Genomic DNA, 21682 nt, shown 5'->3' on the forward strand with positions numbered 1-21682 from the left:
ACACTCTAGACGTTGTTTTCTATGAAAAAAAGAATACTCATTACAGGTGCTGCAGGGTTTCTGGGATCACACCTATGCGACCGGTTCATTAAGGAAGGTTATCATGTAATAGGCATGGATAACCTCATTACTGGTGACCTGAAAAATATCGAGCATCTTTTCCCACGAGAGGATTTTGAATTCTACAACCACGACGTTTCAAAATATGTCCATGTAGCGGGTAATCTTGATTACATATTGCATTTCGCATCACCTGCCAGTCCTATAGACTATCTTAAAATTCCCATTCAGACTTTGAAAGTCGGTTCGTTGGGAACACATAACTTATTGGGTCTCGCCATGGCAAAGAAAGCCAGGTTGTTGATTGCCTCAACATCAGAGATTTATGGTGACCCACTGGTCCATCCACAGACTGAAGACTACTATGGTAACGTCAATACCATAGGGCCACGAGGTGTGTATGACGAGGCAAAGCGTTTCCAAGAATCTATGACCATGGCTTACCACAGGTATCATGGTTTAGAAACACGTATCGTGCGTATCTTTAATACCTATGGTCCTAGGATGAGGTTGAATGATGGACGTGTCATACCGGCATTTATGGGTCAAGCTTTAAGAGGTGAGGACATCACCATTTTTGGCGATGGATCCCAAACAAGATCCTTTTGTTACGTAGATGATCAAGTGGAAGGAATCTATAGGTTGCTGCTCAGTGATTATTCAGATCCAGTGAACATAGGCAACCCACACGAGATCTCTATTAAGGACTTTGCTCAGGAAATCATAGAATTGACGGGAACGGACCAAAAGATAGTCTATCAACCACTACCACAAGACGACCCTATGCAACGCCAGCCCGACATTTCAAGGGCCAAAGAAATTTTAGGATGGGAACCTAAGGTAGATCGCAAGGAAGGCATGAAGCTTACCTACGACTATTTCAAACAACTCTCGCCAGAAGAACTTAAAAAAAGTGAACACAAAGACTTTAGAAAGCATAGCAGACGATAACCTTAGTTATCGTGATGGCCGGTATTCCAGTCTTATCAGGCCCATTTCATACATGATTGATCTGGCGATCATCATCTATGGATCTGCCTTCTTTTTTGAATCCAATTTTGACACTTTATCCTTTTCAATATTTATCGGAATTTGTTGGATCGTGGTGTCCATGCAATTAGGATTCTACCAAATACATAGAAATACAAAGGTTGCAACACTCATCAGTAAGCTATTTAAGCAACTGGTGTTTTTTATCTTGGTGGTGTTCGCCTTTTTTGGATACTATTACCAGATCGATAGTACCAGCGGTTATGTCTTCAAATACATAGGTGCTGTTTTTACTACGATCGCTATTTTAAAAATAGCGCTCTATTTTGTTTTCAAAAATTACCGCAGCTATTTTGGTGGTAACCTGCGCAACATTGTGCTTATTGGGGACAACAAGGAGACACAGGAATTACGAAGGTTTTTTGAGAAGCATCCTGACTTTGGCTATATACTCCAAAACATGTTTGACGTCAAATCTGCTGGATTTGATCTGGACCAAATCAAAGAATTTATTTCAGAAAACAAGACGGACGAGATTTTCTGTTCCGTTAAGGAGCTCAATAATGATGAACTATTGGAACTAACAGATTACGCCGATAACAATCTGCGAACCCTCAAATTCCTGCCCAACCCAGAAACCATTCTTGCCAAACACCTCAAGTACGATTATTACGGCAAGACACCTATACTATCTTTACGCAAGATCCCTTTTGATGATCCCGTTAACCAGCTCGCAAAACGCGTCTTTGACATCGTTTTCTCACTCATAGTTATAATCGGAATTTTGTCGTGGCTCACGCCTATACTTGCCATTCTCATACGACTAGAATCCAAAGGACCCGTTTTTTTCAAGCAAAAACGTAATGGTTTGGATTATAGAGAGTTCGAGTGCTATAAGTTTCGTTCCATGGTGCCCAACAAAACGGCTCACCTGCATCAGGTGTCGCGCAATGATCATCGTATCACTAAGATGGGTAAGTTTTTGCGCAAGACCAGTATAGATGAGCTGCCGCAGTTTTTCAACGTTTTGAAAGGCGATATGAGTGTCGTGGGACCACGACCGCATATGGTGAGCCATACGCACATGTATGCAGAGCGTATCGATAAATTCATGGTGCGCCATTTTGTTAAACCTGGCATCACAGGTTTGGCTCAGGTAAGTGGTTACCGTGGCGAGGTCGAGAGCGATGAGGACATTGTAGGCCGTGTGCGCAATGACATCTACTACATCGAGAACTGGAGCACAATGATGGACCTACGCATTATTTTCAGGACCGTACTCAACATCTTCAGCGGTGAGGAAAAGGCCTACTAGATGGATCTTGTCTCTGTCATCATTCCCGTTTATAACAACTCTAAAACTCTAGACCAGACGCTGGATAGCATTCTGAAGCAGGACTATCGGCCTATTGAAATTATAATTGTAGATGATCAGAGTAGTGATGGTAGTTACGCTTTCGCGAAAGCGTATTCCCAACAAAACCAACAACAAGACATCAACTTTATCGTACAACAGAATCCTGCAAACATGGGCGCTGGTTTCACCCGCAACGAAGCTTTAAAGCATGCTACAGGCCGCTACATCGCTTTTTTAGATGCTGATGACCTATGGAAGCCCCATAAGCTAATGACGCAGTTAAAGGCGATGAAATCTAGCGACAGGTCTGTCTGTTATTCGGCTTATGAGATTTTTGATGAGCATTCTTCAAAACCTATTGCCATCCAGCGTGTTTTTGAGAAATTGACTTTTGAAAAGCTTCATAAAACTAACTATCTAGGAAATCTCACGGGAATTTATGATGTAAAAGTCATCGGTAAAATCTCTATTTCCAACATGCGAAAACGGCAAGACTGGTCTATGTGGCTCGACGTTCTCAAAAAAGGTGGTCCTGCGATAGGCATCCAGGAACCGCTCGCCAGTTACCGATTGGGTGACGGTTTATCTTCTTCAAAACTTGACCTGATCAAATACAACTTTACCGTGTATCGAGACCACCTAGGCTACGGATTTGTGAAAAGCTGCTGGTGTATGCTGCTGTTTTCCTTTGAGCAGTTTTTTGTAAAAAACAGAATGAGGCATAAGATCAATAATTAGGAAATATCGCTCATAAATTGCTTCAACTTATCACGTTTACTGCGGTCCAGACGCTCCATTCTAGTGAAAACGATTTCAATGGATGCATCTGCATAAGTGGCCATGGCTTTTGCGATTTTTTCTTTTTCCAGCGCGGTAAGCTCTTGTAGGGCGACATATTGCACTTCAAAAACCAAGGCTTTTTTCTGGATGATGATAAATTCAATGACGTTGTTGGATTCACTCATCACACTTTTAGTCACGTAATAAAAGGTCAGTCCTGGGATGACTTTACCATTGGGTAATCTGGCGATGTCACTGGTGCGACCCTGTAGTTGCATGAGAACTTGAAAGCCGTTTTGAGTTGATATGCTGCCTAGGTCGCCTATCTCATATCGGATAAAAGGATGCGCTTTATTGAACAAATCGGTAATTAAAATCTTGCCTACGGTTCCATCTGGCACAGGTTGGTTTTGGTCGTCTACGACCTCAATAAAAAGGGTAGAGTTGTTAAGCGTAAAATCCCCATCTGCATTCTGGATGGCGATTAGTCCGGTCTCGCTGCTGCCATACTCATTGATCACAGGAATTCCCAGTACAGATTCTAGCAAGGTTCGGTCGTCTTCAAAGAGCATTTCGCTAGTGACGATGCACACTTTCAGCGATGGACAAATTTCTTTGAGAACCACATCTTGTTGCTGGCAATATTTTGCAAAAAGTACAATGCTGCTGGTATAGCCGTTGATGTAATGGTATTCGCTTTCGCGAAAGCGATCTAAATAACCCTTCAATACACCATCACTCATATTAAAAATGGAAAATCGGTGCCGGTTTCCCACAAAATCCTTCAATTGCTCCTTGAATCGAGGCAAACCGCTGGACGGGATACCGTAAAACCGAGCTTCCAGTGAGCGGTCCAGGTCGATGCCGTGTTGCTGGTAGGCATGGTCAAAAGCTGCCCAGGTCAAGGCGTGGCAAAACTTGTCTTTGGCAAAAGAGAATGGATGACCGCTGGAACCGCTGGTCTTGCCTTTAAAAACGTTTTTGGTCGAGTAGCCTTTACTCAACCGCTGGTGTAGAGGTTGCTGTAAATCTGCTTTAGTGAGAATAGGCAGCGCTTCCCAGGGAACATTCTTTTCCTGGACGTGCGTATTGTAAAAGGCGTTGGTTTTTAGGTGGTGCTTCACCATAAGATCCCTTTGCCGCAACCGATCCTCATGAGTCCACTTCAAGGCGGTCGCCAACACCTGATGCGCCTTTTTCAAATCATAGCCTTGCCATTGCAGGGATTTTCTAAACAGCTGTAATGGCATTTGTGATCTGAATTTTTCTAAATCTAAGGAATCTTGTCTATGATCCAGCTATGGGCGATCCAAAAACCCCAACAGAAAGCTCCACCCAAAGCAATAGAAAGGCCACTAGAGCTAGTAGGATAAATGGAATCAGTTGTTTTTTATTTCTCCATCGGGATCTTATAAATTCAAAGACGATGACCAGCGAAAACACCATCAATCCCATCACCATAAAATCAAATAAGGACCAATTGACCTCAGCAGTAAACTGCATCGCTATCAATGGTATGGAAAGCACTATGCCAACAGCAAGTAGTGCTCTCAACAGACTTTTTCTATACAAGATCATAGTTGTTATTTTTAGTGGTTTAAAAATGACAAGTAGTTTTTCTATCCTGCCTGCGAATATATCACGGACTTAGGTTCTAAGTTACGAACTGCTTTCTATATTTTTGCGACCTTAACAACCTTCCTATGAATGTTTTGATATTAGGTAGCGGTGGTCGCGAGCACGCTTTTGCAAGATCCATTGCTGCAAGTCCATTACTTACTAAACTTTACGTCGCGCCAGGTAACGCTGGCACATCGCAATTGGCAACCAATCTAGATTTCTCAGTCACTGATTTTGCCACCATAAAGACCAAAGTGCTGGAACTCGATATTGAAATGGTAGTCGTTGGTCCTGAAGCTCCACTGGTAGAAGGGATCTATGACTTTTTCCAGCAGGATGAGCAGCTCAACCACGTCAACGTTATTGGGCCGTCTAAAAAAGGCGCAGTACTGGAAGGATCCAAGGAGTTTGCCAAGGAATTCATGATGCGCAACAAGGTGCCTACGGCGGCATATCAAAGCTTTACCGCATCCACGCTCAAGGAAGGAATGCAGTTTATCGACAGCCTCAAACCACCATTTGTATTAAAAGCAGATGGTCTTGCTGGTGGTAAAGGCGTCCTGATCATCCCAAATGCAGATGAGGCTAAGGAATCACTCGAGCAAATGCTGGTTGGCGGGAAATTTGGCGCAGCGTCCAACAAGGTCGTGATTGAAGAATTTCTGGATGGTATAGAGATGAGTGTCTTTGTGATGACAGATGGCAATAGTTACAAGGTTTTGCCTACGGCCAAGGATTACAAAAGAATAGGTGAAGGCGATACAGGTCTTAACACTGGTGGCATGGGCGCTATTTCTCCAGTACCTTTTGCAGATGAGAACTTGATGAAAAAGGTTGAGGATCGCATTATCAAACCTACCGTTGATGGCTTAAAAGCCGAAAAAATCACCTACAAAGGCTTTATTTTCATTGGTTTGATGATTGTGGATGGTGAGCCACAAGTAATTGAATATAACGTGAGAATGGGCGATCCAGAGACTGAGGTGGTCCTACCGTTGGTGTCTAGTGACTTGCTTTCTCATTTGCAGGCTTTCGCGAAAGCGGAACTACACAAAGAAGAACTCTCCATCGATCAGCGCAGTGCTGCTACGGTCATGCTCGTTTCTGGAGGCTATCCAGAAGCCTATGAAAAAGGAAAGGAAATCACCGGACTTGAAAACGTGAACGGTAGTATAGTTTTTCACGCCGGTACTACAGAAAAGGATGGCAAAGTCCTTACTGCTGGTGGACGCGTGATCGCTATGACCAGTTTTGGCAATGACTTCCACGAGGCCACAAAAAAATCCTATGAAAACATAGATAAACTAGGTTTTGATAGGATGTATTATAGAACCGATATAGGCTTTGACCTATAGGCTTATTTTAAAAAGGAGTGTGCTGTTTGTGAACGATCTTCTTCATCATTCTGGTCAAAGATGCGCAATTGCTTCATCCAGTAACCCAATGCAAGGATCAATACAATAATGGCTACCCATGTAAGTGTATTTGCCAGCCACCAGTTCTCTAGTTCTAGCTCGCGCAACAGGTTAAATGGCACCATTAAAATGTTCTCGAATAAATAGGCGATGGCCTCAAATAAATCTTTCATTGCAGTAACTTGCTTTAAGGCCACAAAAATAGTGAAAAAACAATATGCTTTCCAGATTTTTTAGCACATCACAGCCTTTTCATTACTTGATGGGAATGTTGCTGTTAAGTTTAGGCAGCTTGTTGTTGCTGGTCTTTATGGAATCACAGTGGAAATGGGAATTTCTGATTTATGCGATTTTCCTGCCGCTATCACTGTTGCTGGTACAATTCATCATTGTTAAAAACGAACTCACGGGACAAAACTCTTTTGGATTCTTTGCGACTACCATGTTGCTGTTAACCATGGTCATTGCTGGTGTGTCGTGGCAAATGATTCTGTGCCTTTTTCTATTACTCTTGTCGTTAAGGCGTCTTTTGAGTTTAAAAAAAGGGACTGAGAGCATTCGCAAGATATTTGATGGGAGTTTCTGGATCAGTATCGCCATTCTAGTCAACCCTTTGATGGTGGTTTTTATCATCGTGGTGTTCGTTGCCGTTTTTCTTTTTGCTAGGAACAAGTGGAACCATTGGGTCATACCATTTCTAGCCATGGCATGTGTAGGCTTGCTTACCTACACGGCAGAGGTTTATATGGATTACGAATTATTGTCATCCCTTTGGGACCCTGCACTTTATGACCTGTCGTTCTTATGGAATGTCTGGGCACCTATAAAAACAATGTATTGGCTATTAGCTCTTGCGGGCGTCATAGGTTTGTTGATTTATATCATCAAGCTGGTCGATATTCAGCAACGGGTGCGCCCTAGATTTTCTGTTTTGGTGTTTTCTGGGATTTGTGCGCTCGCCGTTACCATTTTATTACAATCTTATTTCATCATACTGCTAGTACCAGCTCTTTCCATTTTTCTAGTGCGATCCATTGAGGTGATACGCCATAAGATAGGACGTGAACTACTGTTTATTTTACCCGTGTTGTTGATGGTTCTAGCGTTGCTGCTGCGATAGACAGTAGGTAGAGAAATTCTATATTTGCAATCTAAATTGTAAACATGTTCTCAAAAAAAGCCAATTCTATTTTCCAGGAAGCCATCGATACGTATCATGAGGTCAATACTGTTGATCAGCCTTTTGAGAATCCTTATGACCGTTCTTCCCAATTAATTGAACATTTGCTGTACCGCAAATGTTGGATCGATACGGTTCAATGGCATTATGAGGACATCATACGCGATCCTAATATTGATCCTGTGGCGGCACTTAGCCTAAAGCGTCAAATTGATGCCAGCAATCAAGACCGCACAGATATGGTAGAATATATCGATAGTTATTTTCTGGATCAATATGCAGATGTGCACCCTAAAAGCGACGCCACCATTAATACCGAAAGTCCAGCATGGGCCGTAGATCGACTGTCTATTCTCGCACTCAAGATCTACCATATGGAAGAAGAAGCTAATAGAGCTGATGCCAGCGCCGCTCACAAGGCTGCCTGTCAGGCAAAACTCGATATCTTATTGGAGCAACGAGTCGATTTGTCCAAAGCTTTGGACCAATTGCTTAGTGACATTGAACACGGCAATAAGTATATGAAGGTCTACAAGCAGATGAAGATGTACAATGATGACGAGCTCAACCCAGTATTGCGCTCCAGAAAATAATGCAACGGCCGCAACGACTTTTGACAATACGCCTTAGTGCGATGGGCGATGTGGCCATGACTGTTCCTGTCCTATTGGCGCTGCGTAGAACGTACCCAGAGGTCAAAGTTATTTCGCTTTCGCGAAAGCGATTCCTTTCCTTCCTCAGTCAAATACCGGGCATCACGTTGATCGAGGCAGATGTGAAGGGTGATCATAAAGGAATTTTAGGACTGCGCCGACTTTCCAAGCAACTGAAGGAACAAGAGCCTGATGCGATAGCAGATCTTCACAATGTCCTACGCACCAAAATATTGCGCTCCTTCATGCGCAAACCCATCAAATCAACCATTGATAAAGGAAGAGCGGAAAAGAAAAAGTTGGTGAATGATCCTCAATTTTTCCAACCGCTCAAATCAACCATCGAACGTTATCAAGACGTCTTGTCAAAACTTCAACTGCCGGTTGAGCTTTTGGCGACTGATGTGCTGCCGCGGCAATCCATCCCGATGAAGGTGAACAGCCTCGTAGGCGATCACGACTATCGATGGATAGGAATTGCTCCATTTGCGGCACATGCGTCAAAGGCACTTTCACTCCATAAGGCTCAGGAGCTTACATCGTCATTATTGGCTTTGGGGAATGTAAAACTGGTACTCTTCGGTGGTGGAACTGCGGAATGCAAGCAGTTGGAAATTGTTGCTGGAACTCAGTCTAATGTGTTCAATCTGGCTGGTTTCATGAGTTTTGAAGAAGAACTTGCCATGATATCCAATCTAGACGCAATGATTGCGGTAGATACCGGTAACGGCCATCTAGCAGCCATGTATGGTGTTCCTATAATTACTCTTTGGGGCAACACTCATCCCTATGCTGGATTTGTTCCCTTTGCACAACCTAAAGAGAATCAAATCACGGTAGATAGAGAGCAATTTCCTTTAGTTCCCACTTCCATTTATGGAAACAAAATACCTGATGGATATGAGAACGTGATGGAAACTATCGACTGTACAGCGGTTGTAGAACGGTTGCGGGAAATATTAGGATAAATCACAAACATAGATCTGGAGACCATTCTTGCTGTCCTCGACCTTTAGAACACTTGAATGATTCTTTGAGCTGTATAATTTTTATTTTTCCAGTCAATGATTTGGAGTATTCCATAAAGAATGCAATAGCTTGTAGAGAATCATCATTTAAAACTTCTTGTTGGTAGAACAAATAATTATTCCCGAAGCTGTTTTTGAAACTCTTCATCGTGAATGTATTCCCTGGATTGTTTTCATGTTGATTGGAATCGTGAACCCACAGTGCATCAAGTCCACTTTCAATATCGTCGCGACCATTGATAGAGTGTTGGAATGCCGTGACGTCTAAATTTCTAAATTGATCTAAAGACATGCCATCGGGTAGGACTGTTTCTTCTGGTGTATTCTGCAAGCAGGAATAAGAAGAAAATATCAGAGCAAGTGCTAGAAACCGGTAAATGATATTTTTCATGAGTAAAGGAGTTGGCATACCCTATCAAAAATAAAACATTGATTTTTGTGTTCGGGTTATCTATGATAGGCTCAACTTACTATTTTAAAATATTTTCGAGCATAAACTGTTCTATCAATACATGAAGTGGAAGCTACTTTTTTTATTCATTGCAGGTAGCTGGCTTGCGCATGCCCAGGAATATGCTGGCGTGATAAAAAAGAGGTTGGTGGTTAGCGATACGATTCCCTTTCATGAGATAAGCGTCAACCCTAATTTCATCAGAATCAAGGACAAGACAGGAAAGCCTATCGACACGACATCTTACCGCGTTGATTATTCCAACGCCTTGATCATTTTAAAGAATGCGACCACTATAGCCACAGACAGCATTGATGTCCAGTATTTGCCACTGGACGATTTACTTACCAGATCATACAAATTATACGATACGTCCATCATTTTAGGAGAAAACAGCCGACAGGAGCAGCTGGTAGCATTGAAAAAACCTACTTACAAACCCACGTTTGTTCCGTTTGATGGTTTACAGGTTTCGGGTAGTATAACTCGTGGTATAAGAGTAGGAAACAACCAAAACAGCGTGGTAGATTCTGAGCTCGATTTGCGCATCACCGGTCAGTTATCAGAAAAAGTGTCCCTACGCGCTTCCATCCAGGACGCTAATGTGCCTCAAACCCAAAACGGTTATGCCCAACGCCTCGATGAATTTGACCAAATCTTCATCGAACTATTTAGCGACAATTGGAACATACGAGCTGGCGATGTGGACCTTCAACAAACAGATTATCAGTTCAATAACTTCACAAAACGAGTCCAAGGAATTGCGGGACAAATCAAATTTGACGGTGATGAGTCCACAGGCTATGCCGGTGCGGCTGGAGCTCTGGTTCGCGGTACCTTTAATACCAGTCGGTTTACGGGTCAAGAAGGTAATCAAGGACCTTATAAATTAGTGGGTCAACAAGGCGAGTTGTTTATTTTGGTGATTTCTGGAAGTGAACGGGTTTTTGTGAATGGTGTATTGCTCACACGTGGTGAAAATGCAGATTACATCATCGATTACAATGCCGGCGAGGTGCGCTTTAACCCAACCTTTCCCATAACAAGCGAGATGCGTATTTCCATTGAATATCAATATAGCGAACGCAATTTTACCAGATTTATAGGCTATGCTACCGGCGGTTTTCAGAGCGAAAGGCTCAAAATTGACACCTATGCCTACACAGAAAGTGATGCCAAAAACCAACCCTTACAGCAAGACCTGAATGAGGATCAAGTGAATATTCTTGCTGCTGCCGGCGATGATCCCAATCAAGCGATTGCGCCCAGTGCCGTAAGGGCAGACTTTTCTGAAAACCGAATCCAATACGTACGCCAGGTGATCAATGGCGTGCCTAGATTTATTTTTTCACAGGATCCACAAGCAGAATTGTTTAACGTGCGGTTTAGTTTTGTGGGCGAGAATCAAGGAAATTATGTGCTTATAGACAGTCAGGCGATCTCTAACATCTATGAATATAGAGAGCCTGTCAATGGCGTCCCGCAAGGTAGTTTTGAACCCGTTATACAGCTGTTTGCTCCAGAAACCTTGACCATTGCAGGTCTCAAAGCGCAGTACCAACTCGCAAATACAACACAAATCAATACAGAGGTTGCCGCAAGCAATAATGACCTGAACCGATTTTCTGCCATTGATGACAACAACAATACTGGTGTAGCTGCAAAACTAGGAGTAGAGCAGGTGCTGTTTCAGCAGGATTCTACACAGACGTTAAAGATTCTAGCAAATACTGATTTTATCCAGTCCGATTTCCGCAATGTCGAGCGTGTTTACAACATCGAGTTCAATCGCGACTGGAACCTGGACAGCACCGTTGGTGATCAATTGTTTACCAATGCTGGGATCAACTATGTGCGCGACACGACCATCACGGCAAATTACACCTTTCAGCATCTGGAGTTTTCTGACCGTTACAATGGTAATCGACACAATGTGGCTGGTCGTTTGCAGGGTGATGGATGGTTATCTCGCTTTCGCGGAAGCATACTCTCCACCAACTCTAACACACAACAATCTACATTCAATAGGGCAGATGCCTCTGTTATCAAACGATTCCAAAAGAATTGGGCAGGCGCGCGACTCAACCTGGAAGACAATGAGCAGATGGATAAGACGACTGGGCAGCTTACTGCATTATCGCAGCGCTTCACGGAATATGAGGTGTATGCCGGTCGTGGTGATTCCACAGCTACTTTTGTGGAAATAGGGTACCGACATAGGGTCAATGACAGCTTGCGCGCTGGTGATTTGCAGCGTGTGAACCGCAGCAATAATTACTATGTCAGGTCACAGCCCATCAAAGATGAGGTTCAAAACCTGCTGATTTATGCCAATTACAGGGTTCTCAAAAGTGAAGATCCCACGATTGATAATGAAGTGTCGTTGAATGGTCGCGTGTTGTACAATCGCAAGCTGTTCAAGAACAAAATTTTGTGGAACACGACTTATGAGACCAACAGCGGTACCATTCCACAACAGGATTTTACCTATCTGGAAGTCAACCCTGGACAGGGAACTTTTACGTGGATTGATTATAATGGCGACGGCATCCAGGATTTGAATGAATTTGAAGTGGCACAATTCCAGGATCAGGCGCGATATGTGAGGATCTTACTGCCCAATCAGATTTTTATACCCATTCACCAGAATAAATTTAGCCAGACCATTACGCTCAATCCTATTTCCTGGTCTGGTGAAGAAGGGTTGAAAAAAGTGCTTTCGCAGTTTTACAATCAGACCAGTTATTTGATCGATAGAAAGGTTGTGAGAGAAGGCGAGCGCTTTGATTTGAATCCGTTTGATGATCGTGGCGACCAGTTGGGCTTGAACCTTAGCTTTAGAAATAGTCTGTTTTTCAACCGAGGCAAGCAGCGCTACACGACCAACTACACCTATTTGAGTACGACTACAGAAAACCTGCAAAGCATAGGCAGCATCGAGTCAGAACTGGAAAGCCACCAGATCACTTTTCTCCATAAAATAGCCGATAGCTGGCTGTTTACTTTTAACGGGCAAACAGGTTTTAATGCCAGCCGCAGTGAGAATTTTGCCAATAGAAATTTCGAGATCGATGAGAATTTATTGAAGCCACAGATTTCGTATTTGTTTGGAGAAAGCAATAGGGTCGATGTGTTTTATGAATACCAAAAGAAGGACAACCAGATCAATGATGCCGCGACGCTGGACCAGCAAAACCTAGGCTTGGGTTGGAGTTTTAATAATGGCCAGAAGTATGCTATCAATGGTGAGTTGCGTTATGTAAACAACGACTTTACTGGGCAGGCCTTTTCTCCGGTAGGATTCCAGATGTTGGAAGGACTGCAGGCTGGTCAAAATCTTACTTGGAACCTACTGGTCCAAAAAAAGGTCACTAATTTTATAGACCTCAACCTAAGCTATCAAGGCCGTAATTCTGAAACGGCGCGGACAGTACATACGGGTAGCGTGCAGTTGAAGGCTTATTTTTAATAATTTGTCCATAGATCTGGACAGGTCCAAGTGCAAACATTTCATTTATTCAAGAAACAAAAAAGGGTAAACTTCAAGTTCACCCTTTTTAAAATCGTTTAATGTGTGATGACGATTATATCCTCCTCAACCACTCACTCATAGCCACACGCTTTTCTAGATACGTTTTCAAATCTTTAATAGCAATGCGTTCTTGGGTCATGGTATCGCGATCGCGCACGGTCACGGCTTGATCTTCTTTTGTATCGTGGTCAATGGTTACACAAAATGGTGTCCCATTAGCGTCCTGTCTTCTGTAGCGGCGTCCTATGGCGTCTTTTTCATCATACTGGACTTTCATGGACCATTTAAGATCATTGATGATTTCCTCAGCGATTTCTGGTAATCCGTCTTTTTTGAGTAATGGTAGGATCGCAGCTTTTACCGGTGCTAATACCGCTGGAATTTTCAGAACGGTACGCTCAGATCCATCTTCTAGGGTCTCGTCTACTAAAGCAGTAGAGAAGACCGCTAAGAACATTCTATCTAATCCAATGGACGTCTCGATCACATAAGGAACGTAGTTCTTATTCTCTTCATGATCAAAGAACTTTAATTTTTTACCACTGTACTCTTCATGAGCCTTGAGGTCAAAGTCTGTTCTGGAGTGGATGCCTTCCAATTCCTTGAACCCAAAAGGGAAATTGAACTCAATATCTGTCGCTGCGTTGGCATAATGCGCCAGCTTTTCATGGTCGTGAAAACGATAATTATCTGCTCCTAAACCTAGTGAGCTGTGCCACGCCATACGCTTCTCTTTCCATACTTCAAACCATTCCAGTTCCGTGCCTGGTTTGACAAAGTATTGCATTTCCATCTGCTCAAATTCTCGCTGACGGAATATAAACTGTCTCGCAACTATCTCATTTCTAAACGCTTTACCAGTCTGCGCAATCCCAAACGGAATCTTCATGCGTCCTGATTTTTGAACATTCAGGAAGTTGACAAAAATACCTTGAGCTGTTTCTGGACGTAAATACAAATCAGTCGCAGTGTCTGCACTGGCACCTATCTTAGTCCCGAACATCAGGTTGAACTGACGTACATCTGTCCAGTTCTTAGAACCCGTATCTGGATCTGCGATTTCTAGTTCTTCAATCAAGGCCTTTACACCGGCAAGATCTTCGGCTTGTAGTAATTTTGCGAGGCGCTCTACCGGTTCTTTGGATTTTTTGAGGTAGCCTACCACACGAGGATTGGTCTCGCTGTAGAGCTTTGCGTCAAAGTCATCACCAAATCTATTGGCTGCTTTCTCAATCTCCTTATTCGCTTTTTGCAAGTGCTTCTCGCAATAATCCTCGATAAGCACATCCGCGCGATAGCGTTTTTTGGAATCTTTATTGTCGATCAATGGATCGTTAAAGGCATCCACGTGACCAGAAGCTTTCCAGGTTGTGGGATGCATAAAGATGGCTGCATCGATCCCAACGATATCCTGGTTGAGCTGCGTCATCGCCTGCCACCAATACTCACGTATGTTTTTCTTTAACTCGGCTCCATTCTGGCCGTAGTCGTAGACAGCCTGAAGGCCATCGTAAATCTCACTGGATTGGAATACATAACCGTACTCCTTTGCGTGTGAGAGTACCTTTTTGAACTGATCTTGATCGTTGTTTGCCATAGCTGGCAAAGTTAAAAAAAGGCTTGGATTGAAGTAGTTGGATGAGAATTATTTCGCTTTCGCGAAAGCGAAAACATCAACAGCACTCATTTTTCCAAAAGAAATCTATCTAAAAACCACCTCACTGCTCGATACGCGCACAGGTCCATTGAAGAGGTTGACACGATAGGAACCTTTGGTTATTTTATCGACATCTGCCTCTACCAGCTCACAAATGTCCAGTTCCTTACCTTGATAATTGAACTCCACAATTTTGGAATAGGTAAGTGTTTGCGTTTCAAAGCTTACGGTTTTAGTCACGCCCATCACGTTGTTTTCTGGGTTGATGACCTGCAGGTAGAATTTGTTGACACCTTTGGGCGCGAGGCCATTTTCTGGTAAGGTGAAACACACTTTTAAATCGTCCACGCGGCTGGCCTTATCGTTCACGATCTGTCTTCCAGACCTTCTTATGATGACGCCTTCCATGGTAAAGTTCGTAGGGATGAGTGTAGCTGCTTTCTCTACTTCTTTGCTCAGGGAATTGACCGTTTCAGTTTGCAGCTCGGCCTTGATGATCTCTTGATTTAGCGCTGCCAGCGTGCTGTCATTGATACGCACGAGATAGTTGTTGCTTTTTTCAAGATCTGCAATGCGGTTGTTGAGTTTGATGCGCTCTTCTTTGATGCGACTCAATTCCTGGCGCAAACGGGACATAACTGCCACGCTGCCCTCAAGGTTGATCACGCTGTCGCGCAACCTTGTGATGCGTTGTCTGGCATCGATCAGGTCGTTGCTAAGCATGTTGCCTTTTTCAATTTCGGCAGTGTATTCCAGAGAGATGTTCTTGAGTTCTTCTTCAATGCGCTCCTTTTCCTGGGTAAGGCTGCCTTTGATTTCTTCATTCTCCTGGTATGTGGTGTAGGACCAGTAGGCGAGAAGGACGAGTAGCAGTACGATGACCGCAAAAAATATCTTGAGAAAACGATTGTCTTGGGTAGATGCCATGAGCTTGTTTATCTTTAGTATGCTAAGCTATTAATTTTTATGCAGTCGTTAGTTCGGGATTTTGTTAATCTATTGTACCCAGAAACCTGTTCGGGCTGCGATATATCACTATCTGCTGGCGAAGAAACCTTGTGCACGCGTTGCCGCATGCTTTTGCCGGTCGCTTACCACGACTTGATTCAAAACGACAAAATGCGGGAATTGTTTTATGCACGCATCCCTATATTACATCTTACGAGCCTTCTATACTATGAGAAGATAGGCACCGTTCAACGGTTGATCCATGCCTTGAAGTACCAAAAACAGGAACACATAGGCACGTTTATGGGTGAATGGCTGGGCAGTCTACTGGCAACTGATCCACGATTTGCAGAAGTGGATCTGGTAGTTGCCGTACCGGTGCATTCCAAAAGGTTGCGTGAGAGAGGTTATAATCAGGTGACAAAGTTCGGTCAATGTATTGCAGATGGGTTGGGAGTTCGCTTTCGCGAAAGCGTGCTCACCAAAAACCGCAATACCATCAAACAAGCACAACTGGACCAGAGACATCGCAGTGACGAGACCCAATCACCCTATGCCATCGCTGAAGAAATTGCAGAAAACCAGCACGTTTTACTAGTCGACGACGTGGTCACCACGGGAACGACCTTGACCTTGTGTGCACGTGAATTGCTTAAAATTAAGGGCACGCGCATTTCTATGGCGACTATGGGAATATCAGTATAAAATATCTGTTAACTTGCGAGCGTTTTGAAAATTGTGAGAAAGAAATACAGCCATTACTTGTGGACCATTGCCATCGCCATTTTACTGGTGCAGTGTGCCAAACGCGGATCGCCCAGCGGTGGTCCTATCGACGAGACGCCGCCAGAGATCCTGCGTGCTTTTCCAGATAATTACACGGTCAATTTTACGAACCAGAAGATTGAAATCACGTTTGATGAATATATCAAACTGAAGGATTTACAAAAGCAACTGGTCATCTCGCCACCGCTCAAGAATCGTCCACTCATACGACCTCAAGGTGGTGTGTCTAAAAAATTGACGATCGAGATTACAGATACCTTGTTGGAGAATACGACTTATGTACTCAATTTCGGCCAGAGTATCGTTGATAATACAGAAGGTAATCCATACCCATTTTTCAAATATGTTTTTAGTACGGGAAGCTACATTGACTCCTTAAAATTGAGTGGAAGCATAAGTGATGCGCTTAATAACAAGGCAGATGATTTTGTCAATGTCATGTTGTATGAAGTGGATAGTGCCTATACAGATTCTGTTATTTATAAAGAAACGCCTAGGTATGTCGTGAATACGCTGGACAGTCTCACCACTTTTACCATGGAAAATTTAAAAGCGGGCACCTATAGGCTGGTAGCGCTTAAGGAAAAATCCAGTAATTTAAAATTTGATCCTCAAGGAGATAAGATAGGATTCATTAGCGAACCTATCACCGTACCAACTGATGAGATCTATAATATCCAGATGTATGAGCCCATTCAGGACAAAGCATTGAGACGTGCCACTCATGTGGGACAGAGCCGTATACAAATTGGTTATTATGGAGAGCTGGACAGCCTGAATGTCGAACCACTGGATAAGTCGTTAATTAGTGAAAGCAGAATCACAAAACTTGAAAAAACAGACACTTTAGAATACTGGTACAAACCGGTAATTGAGCAGGACAGTCTGGTATTACTGGCATCCTATGGTAGTTTTCAGGACACGTTAACGGCTAGATTGAAAGAAAATCTAGACGTCGACAGCCTTTCCGTTCAAAAGTATGGACAGTTTAAATTAAGCTCGCCATTACAATTAAATGCCAATACGCCTATTGCAGATATCAACCCATTGTTGATGGACTTGATCGATAAGGATTCGGTTCCGCAGGATTTTGGGATACGATTGGATTCCCTTAAAAATGTAATGACGTATTCGTTTAATGTCCAGCCAGAGCAACGTTATAACTTGAGGTTGCTTCCAGGCGCGGTCACTGATTTTTATGGCTATACCAACGATACCATAACGAGCGTGTACACGACTAAAGCGGCATCAGATCTTGGGAATATTCCTGTCACATTAGAAGGTGGCTCGCAATTTCCCGTAATCATACAAATCGTCACAGAAAAGCTGGATGTCGTAGCCTCCATAACGGCATCAAAGAACGACACCTATAACTTTGAATACCTAGACCCCAACAATTATTACATAAGAGTCATCTACGACAGTAACAATAATGGACGCTACGATCCAGGCAACTGGCTACTGAACCGGCAACCTGAAAAAGTCGTGTACTATCCAGAGTTGATACCATTACAGGCCAATTGGGATTATATCACTACGGTCAAGCTAGAGTAAAGCCATCACGATCTTCTAAGAATCTTAGTTTATTACGATTGTAATGAATGTTTTCCTTGTCCAATTCGACGGTTTTAACGTCTTCGGTTTCCCAGGGATGATCCAGTAATTCATGACCCAATACATCATAAACCTGAGAATGACCGCTGTAGTCCATACCTGTGCCGTCGGTTCCTACTCGATTGACACCTATGCAATAGGCCATGTTTTCTATCGCACGTGCTTTCAATAATGCATCCCAGGCGTTCACTCTTGGTACGGGCCAGTTAGCCACATAAAGCAGAACATCATAATCCTGTACATTACGAGCAAAAACCGGAAACCTCAAATCATAACAAATCTGCAGATTAAATTTCCAGTCTTTATAGGTTGCGATGACAGGTTTTTGACCAGCGTCAAAGACTTCATGTTCACCAGCTAGGGTGAACGTATGCCTCTTGTCATATAATGTGAAATCACCGTCAGGTTTCATAAAAACACCCCTATTGCAGTAACCACCATTGTCTTTTACAAACATGACACTACCATAAATAGCAAAGTCGCCGGCCATGGCGTGGTCCTTAAACCAGTCATAGATGGAATAGGAGTGCGCTAGATCTTTTGGTTTCATGGAAAAACCTGTGGTAAACATCTCAGGCAAGATCACAAGATCTGTTTTGCCGTAAAGCGCCTTTAGCTTTTGATCAAAAGCGTTGAGGTTAGCTTCTGGATTTTCCCAAATCAACGTAGTTTGGATCAGAGATACTTTTAGTTTTTCAGACATAGCTTTTACAATTCATTTAAAATTTTAGCGGCTGCAACCAGCTCTTCATCTTCTTTGGCAAAGCAAAATCGCAGCATTTTAGGATCACGACCTTGCATAAAAACCGATATAGGAATGCTGGCAATCTTGTGGTTGACGGTTATCGCTTTCGCGAAAGCGAGATCACTTTCATCTGTAATATCGGAGTAATCCAGCAATTGGAAATAGGTACTTTCTGAAGGCGTAAATTGGAACCTGCTATCCTTAATCAGATTGAGAAACAGGTCGCGTTTGCGCTGGTAAAATTCACCCAAATCCAGATAATGCTGTGGTTGCTTTAAATAATGGGCAATCGCATGTTGTATGGGTTGATTGACACAAAAAACAACCTGTTGGTGCACCTTCAAAAACTCTTTCATAAGTTCTGGCGGCGCTAGGCAAAACCCGGTTTTCCAACCGGTAACGTGAAACGTCTTACCAAAACTACCCATAACAAAACTGCGCTCTTTCAAGCCTGGATAGCGACTAGCGCTTCGATGCTCGAGATCATCAAAAACCATGAACTCATAAACCTCATCGCTCAAAACAATTAGATCGTTTTCTACGGCAATTTTTTCCAGCTGGAGCATGTCCTCGTGGGTCATTAACTTCCCGCTGGGATTGTGCGGCGAGTTGATGATGATCATCTTTGTCTTGGAAGTAATAGCATCTCGCACCTGATCCCAGTCGATGGTAAAATCAGGCAGCCTCATGGGAATTTTTACGGGAATACCACCAGCCACTTTTATGGCAGGTTCATAACAATCGTAAGCTGGCGTGAACAATATGACCTCATCGCCCTTAAAAACGGTAGCCTGAATGGCCGTAAAAATCCCTTGTGTAGCGCCAGCCGTGACACAGATTTCCTGATTGGGATCGTAAAATGCTTGATGTTGTGATTCAAACATCTGGCTTATGGCCACACGCAAGGCCAGCAAACCCGTCATGGGCGCGTACTGATTATGATCCTCTAGAATGGCTTGTGAAGCAAGCTCTTTAAGTTCCTGACTTGCTGGAAAACTGGGAAATCCCTGTGACATATTGAGTGCACCATGCTGGATCGCCAGTTGCGTCATTTCGGCGAAAATGGATCTAGGGTTTTCTGGAAGTTTAGAGCGAGTCATCCCATAAAAATAAGAGATAATCACCCATTCACCCTATCAAAAAAGGCTTTCTTATAGGTCTCACTCACGGGAATGTAATCTCCTAAAATCACAGCTCGGTTACGCTCAATGAACTCGATCTTATCCATGGCGATGAGGAAGCTTTTGTGCACACGCATAAAATTTGTTGCAGGCAAGGTCTTCTCATAATACTTCAGGTTTTCCAGCGTATGGATTTTTTTATCTGCCGTGACGATGGTCACATAATCTGCCATTCCCTTGATGTAGTGAATATCTGCAAGATTGATCTTGAGCGTTTTATATTCGCTTTTTACAAAAATATAGTCTGGTACGCTGGCGGCATGAACGGTAGCTGTGGTTGTGTTACGGCTTTGAAACTTAGCAACAGATTTCTGGAAGCGCTCCAGAGAGATGGGTTTTAGCAGGTAATCCACCACGTCCAGTTCGTATCCCTGCACGGCATATTGATCATAGGCAGTTGTAAAAATGATGGGAAATTTGTTCCCGACGATTTTAGAGAACTGCACGCCAGAAAGTTCTGGCATTTGAATGTCAGAAAAAATAAGATCTGGTTGTAGCCGTTCCAGTTCTTGCAGCGCTTCAATAGGATTGGTAAACGATTGCAACAACTCAACACCATCCGTGCGTTTGATGTGCGATTCCAGCAATTCTAGCGCAAGTGGCTCATCGTCTATAAGGATGCATTTGATCATGATGGAAAATGGATTTTGATGACAACGGTAAAGACTTCATCCGCAATCGTCTTTTCAAAGCTATAATCGCTGCCATAGGTAAGTTGTAAGCGCTTTTGCAGGTTTTCTACACCTATGCCGCCTACGCTGTCTTTTTCGCGTTGTGCGATCGCGTTGGACACCTTTAATTGCAGTATTTTTTGTTCCAAACCTATATGAATGGTAATCGGCAGATTAGGATTGGTTACCACGCCGTGTTTAAAGGCATTTTCCACGAGTGGCATGAGCAGAAATGGCGTTACTTGAAGATGCAGTGCTTGTGGATCGCAGTGGATGGTGGTTTGTACGCTTTCGCGAAAGCGTAACTTCTCCAACTCTACATAACCCATGACAGCATCGAGTTCTTCACTAATCGTCACCAGCTTGTCGGTCTCATAAAGGCTGTACCGAAGTAATTGGCCTAACTTCTCGGTAGCTGCCAATGCCTTGTCAGAACCCATATTGATCAAGGAGTAGATGTTGTTGAGCATGTTGAACAAAAAATGCGGATTGATCTGCGACTTGAGAAAGGCCAGCTCAGACTTTTTGTTCTCGAGAACTAATTCCTGTTGCTGCTGGTCGCGTATCACGGCATAGTTGACAAAGAACCAACAAACCCCAAATGCGGTGTACAAAATCGCATAATATAGATTGTCGCTGATGTAGTAAAGCGCGGTCGTGCCCTCGTAATAATTGCCATAACCAGTGATGGCCTTGAGGATGACTTCTTCTACCAGGTAACGCAGCCCAATGACGCCCAAAGCGATCGTAATAATACCGGCAACGGTAATCCACTTAGGTTGTTTTTTGTAACGGGAATAGAGAAATAGGTAAGAAAAAAGCGCGTAGCAAATGAATAGCAGTGCAGACTGCAGTATGGATAGCGTGAATTCAATGGGGTTTTCCAAAAATCTTTGCCAGTATTCTGGTGAGCGCATCAAATCACGTAGCGCTTCCATAATGAGGAAGAATCCAAAAAACGATGCAATAAAACGTCCCAATCTTAATTTCATGAAGTGAAGTTAGCAAAGTGTA

Annotated in this window: 20 protein-coding genes; 10 read left to right on the forward strand and 10 right to left on the reverse strand. The window is 43.2% G+C overall.

What is annotated here, in order from left to right; all coding sequences use genetic code 11:
• Nucleotides 1-21: 21 nt before the first annotated feature.
• From BST86_RS12190 to BST86_RS12200, 3 genes are read left to right on the forward strand one after another with little or no spacing between them, the layout of a single operon-like run.
• The gene (locus BST86_RS12190) at nucleotides 22-1011 is read left to right on the forward strand and encodes a UDP-glucuronic acid decarboxylase family protein (protein WP_105983484.1); all 990 of its coding nucleotides are present in this window, start codon (nucleotides 22-24) and stop codon (nucleotides 1009-1011) included.
• A complete protein-coding gene (locus tag BST86_RS12195; RefSeq protein ID WP_242446527.1) occupies nucleotides 974-2365 on the forward strand; it encodes an undecaprenyl-phosphate glucose phosphotransferase in 1392 nt (463 codons plus the stop codon). Before BST86_RS12190 ends, BST86_RS12195 begins: the two co-directional genes overlap by 38 nt.
• Complete coding sequence (locus BST86_RS12200) at nucleotides 2366-3145, forward strand: glycosyltransferase family 2 protein (RefSeq protein ID WP_105983486.1); 780 nt, start codon at nucleotides 2366-2368, stop codon at nucleotides 3143-3145.
• Here the strand turns inward: BST86_RS12200 and BST86_RS12205 are convergent.
• Both BST86_RS12205 and BST86_RS12210 read right to left on the reverse strand, forming a co-directional pair.
• The gene (locus BST86_RS12205) at nucleotides 3142-4437 is read right to left on the reverse strand and encodes a phenylacetate--CoA ligase family protein (protein ID WP_105983487.1); all 1296 of its coding nucleotides are present in this window, start codon (nucleotides 4435-4437) and stop codon (nucleotides 3142-3144) included. The two genes, BST86_RS12200 and BST86_RS12205, sit on opposite strands and share 4 nt — an antisense overlap.
• Nucleotides 4438-4474: 37 nt before the next feature.
• On the reverse strand, nucleotides 4475-4765 hold the full coding sequence (locus tag BST86_RS12210) for a hypothetical protein (RefSeq protein WP_105983488.1): 291 nt from the start codon (nucleotides 4763-4765) through the stop codon (nucleotides 4475-4477).
• A 125-nt stretch (nucleotides 4766-4890) separates the two neighbouring features.
• Between BST86_RS12210 and purD the strand changes: the two genes are divergently transcribed.
• Nucleotides 4891-6162, forward strand: coding sequence for a phosphoribosylamine--glycine ligase (gene purD / locus BST86_RS12215; RefSeq protein ID WP_105983489.1), 1272 nt, complete (start codon nucleotides 4891-4893; stop codon nucleotides 6160-6162).
• Between the two features lie 2 nt (nucleotides 6163-6164).
• Here the strand turns inward: purD and BST86_RS12220 are convergent, their stop codons facing one another.
• Nucleotides 6165-6395, reverse strand: coding sequence for a DUF6341 family protein (locus BST86_RS12220; protein ID WP_105983490.1), 231 nt, complete (start codon nucleotides 6393-6395; stop codon nucleotides 6165-6167).
• Nucleotides 6396-6439: 44 nt separating this feature from the next.
• Here BST86_RS12220 and BST86_RS12225 point away from each other — a divergent pair, with 44 nt between their 5' ends.
• Genes BST86_RS12225 through BST86_RS12235 form a run of 3 tightly spaced genes read left to right on the forward strand, consistent with a single transcriptional unit; the run spans nucleotide 6440 to nucleotide 9023 of the window.
• Complete coding sequence (locus BST86_RS12225) at nucleotides 6440-7342, forward strand: hypothetical protein (protein ID WP_146126765.1); 903 nt, start codon at nucleotides 6440-6442, stop codon at nucleotides 7340-7342.
• 44 nt (nucleotides 7343-7386) lie between these two features.
• On the forward strand, nucleotides 7387-7995 hold the full coding sequence (locus BST86_RS12230; protein WP_105983492.1) for a DUF4254 domain-containing protein: 609 nt from the start codon (nucleotides 7387-7389) through the stop codon (nucleotides 7993-7995).
• Entirely contained in the window at nucleotides 7995-9023 is a 1029-nt protein-coding gene (locus BST86_RS12235) for a glycosyltransferase family 9 protein (protein WP_105983493.1), read from the forward strand. The genes BST86_RS12230 and BST86_RS12235 overlap by 1 nt, the downstream gene beginning before the upstream one ends.
• A gap of 1 nt (nucleotide 9024) precedes the next feature.
• Here BST86_RS12235 and BST86_RS12240 read toward each other — a convergent pair whose 3' ends face one another.
• Nucleotides 9025-9474, reverse strand: coding sequence for a hypothetical protein (locus BST86_RS12240; protein WP_105983494.1), 450 nt, complete (start codon nucleotides 9472-9474; stop codon nucleotides 9025-9027).
• A gap of 121 nt (nucleotides 9475-9595) precedes the next feature.
• On the opposite strand from BST86_RS12240, the gene BST86_RS12245 reads away from it, so the two are divergent.
• Nucleotides 9596-13003 carry a hypothetical protein gene (locus BST86_RS12245; protein WP_105983495.1) on the forward strand — a complete coding sequence of 1136 codons (3408 nt, stop codon included), beginning with the start codon at nucleotides 9596-9598 and terminating at the stop codon, nucleotides 13001-13003.
• A gap of 115 nt (nucleotides 13004-13118) precedes the next feature.
• Here BST86_RS12245 and BST86_RS12250 read toward each other — a convergent pair whose 3' ends face one another.
• On the reverse strand, nucleotides 13119-14663 hold the full coding sequence (locus BST86_RS12250) for a glycine--tRNA ligase (protein ID WP_105983496.1): 1545 nt from the start codon (nucleotides 14661-14663) through the stop codon (nucleotides 13119-13121).
• A 105-nt stretch (nucleotides 14664-14768) separates the two neighbouring features.
• Entirely contained in the window at nucleotides 14769-15650 is an 882-nt protein-coding gene (locus tag BST86_RS12255) for a hypothetical protein (protein ID WP_105983497.1), read from the reverse strand.
• Nucleotides 15651-15842: 192 nt separating this feature from the next.
• Here BST86_RS12255 and BST86_RS12260 point away from each other — a divergent pair, with 192 nt between their 5' ends.
• Both BST86_RS12260 and BST86_RS12265 read left to right on the forward strand, forming a co-directional pair.
• Nucleotides 15843-16376 carry a ComF family protein gene (locus BST86_RS12260; RefSeq protein WP_242446528.1) on the forward strand — a complete coding sequence of 178 codons (534 nt, stop codon included), beginning with the start codon at nucleotides 15843-15845 and terminating at the stop codon, nucleotides 16374-16376.
• A gap of 33 nt (nucleotides 16377-16409) precedes the next feature.
• A complete protein-coding gene (locus BST86_RS12265; protein WP_105983499.1) occupies nucleotides 16410-18011 on the forward strand; it encodes an Ig-like domain-containing domain in 1602 nt (533 codons plus the stop codon).
• On the opposite strand, the gene BST86_RS12270 is transcribed toward BST86_RS12265, so the two are convergent.
• From BST86_RS12270 to BST86_RS12285, 4 genes are read right to left on the reverse strand one after another with little or no spacing between them, the layout of a single operon-like run.
• Nucleotides 17998-18774: a nitrilase family protein gene (locus BST86_RS12270; protein ID WP_105983500.1), complete on the reverse strand. Its 777-nt coding sequence runs from the start codon at nucleotides 18772-18774 to the stop codon at nucleotides 17998-18000. The genes BST86_RS12265 and BST86_RS12270 overlap by 14 nt on opposite strands.
• A 5-nt stretch (nucleotides 18775-18779) precedes the next feature.
• Nucleotides 18780-19916, reverse strand: a complete 1137-nt coding sequence (locus BST86_RS12275) for a methionine aminotransferase (RefSeq protein WP_105983501.1) — start codon at nucleotides 19914-19916, stop codon at nucleotides 18780-18782.
• Between the two features lie 20 nt (nucleotides 19917-19936).
• On the reverse strand, nucleotides 19937-20629 hold the full coding sequence (locus tag BST86_RS12280; RefSeq protein ID WP_105983502.1) for a LytR/AlgR family response regulator transcription factor: 693 nt from the start codon (nucleotides 20627-20629) through the stop codon (nucleotides 19937-19939).
• Nucleotides 20626-21660, reverse strand: a complete 1035-nt coding sequence (locus BST86_RS12285) for a sensor histidine kinase (protein WP_105983503.1) — start codon at nucleotides 21658-21660, stop codon at nucleotides 20626-20628. The genes BST86_RS12280 and BST86_RS12285 overlap by 4 nt, the downstream gene beginning before the upstream one ends.
• Between the last annotated feature and the right edge of the window lie 22 nt (nucleotides 21661-21682).

The sequence above is a fragment of the Nonlabens agnitus genome (assembly GCF_002994045.1).
Taxonomy (GTDB): domain Bacteria; phylum Bacteroidota; class Bacteroidia; order Flavobacteriales; family Flavobacteriaceae; genus Nonlabens; species Nonlabens agnitus.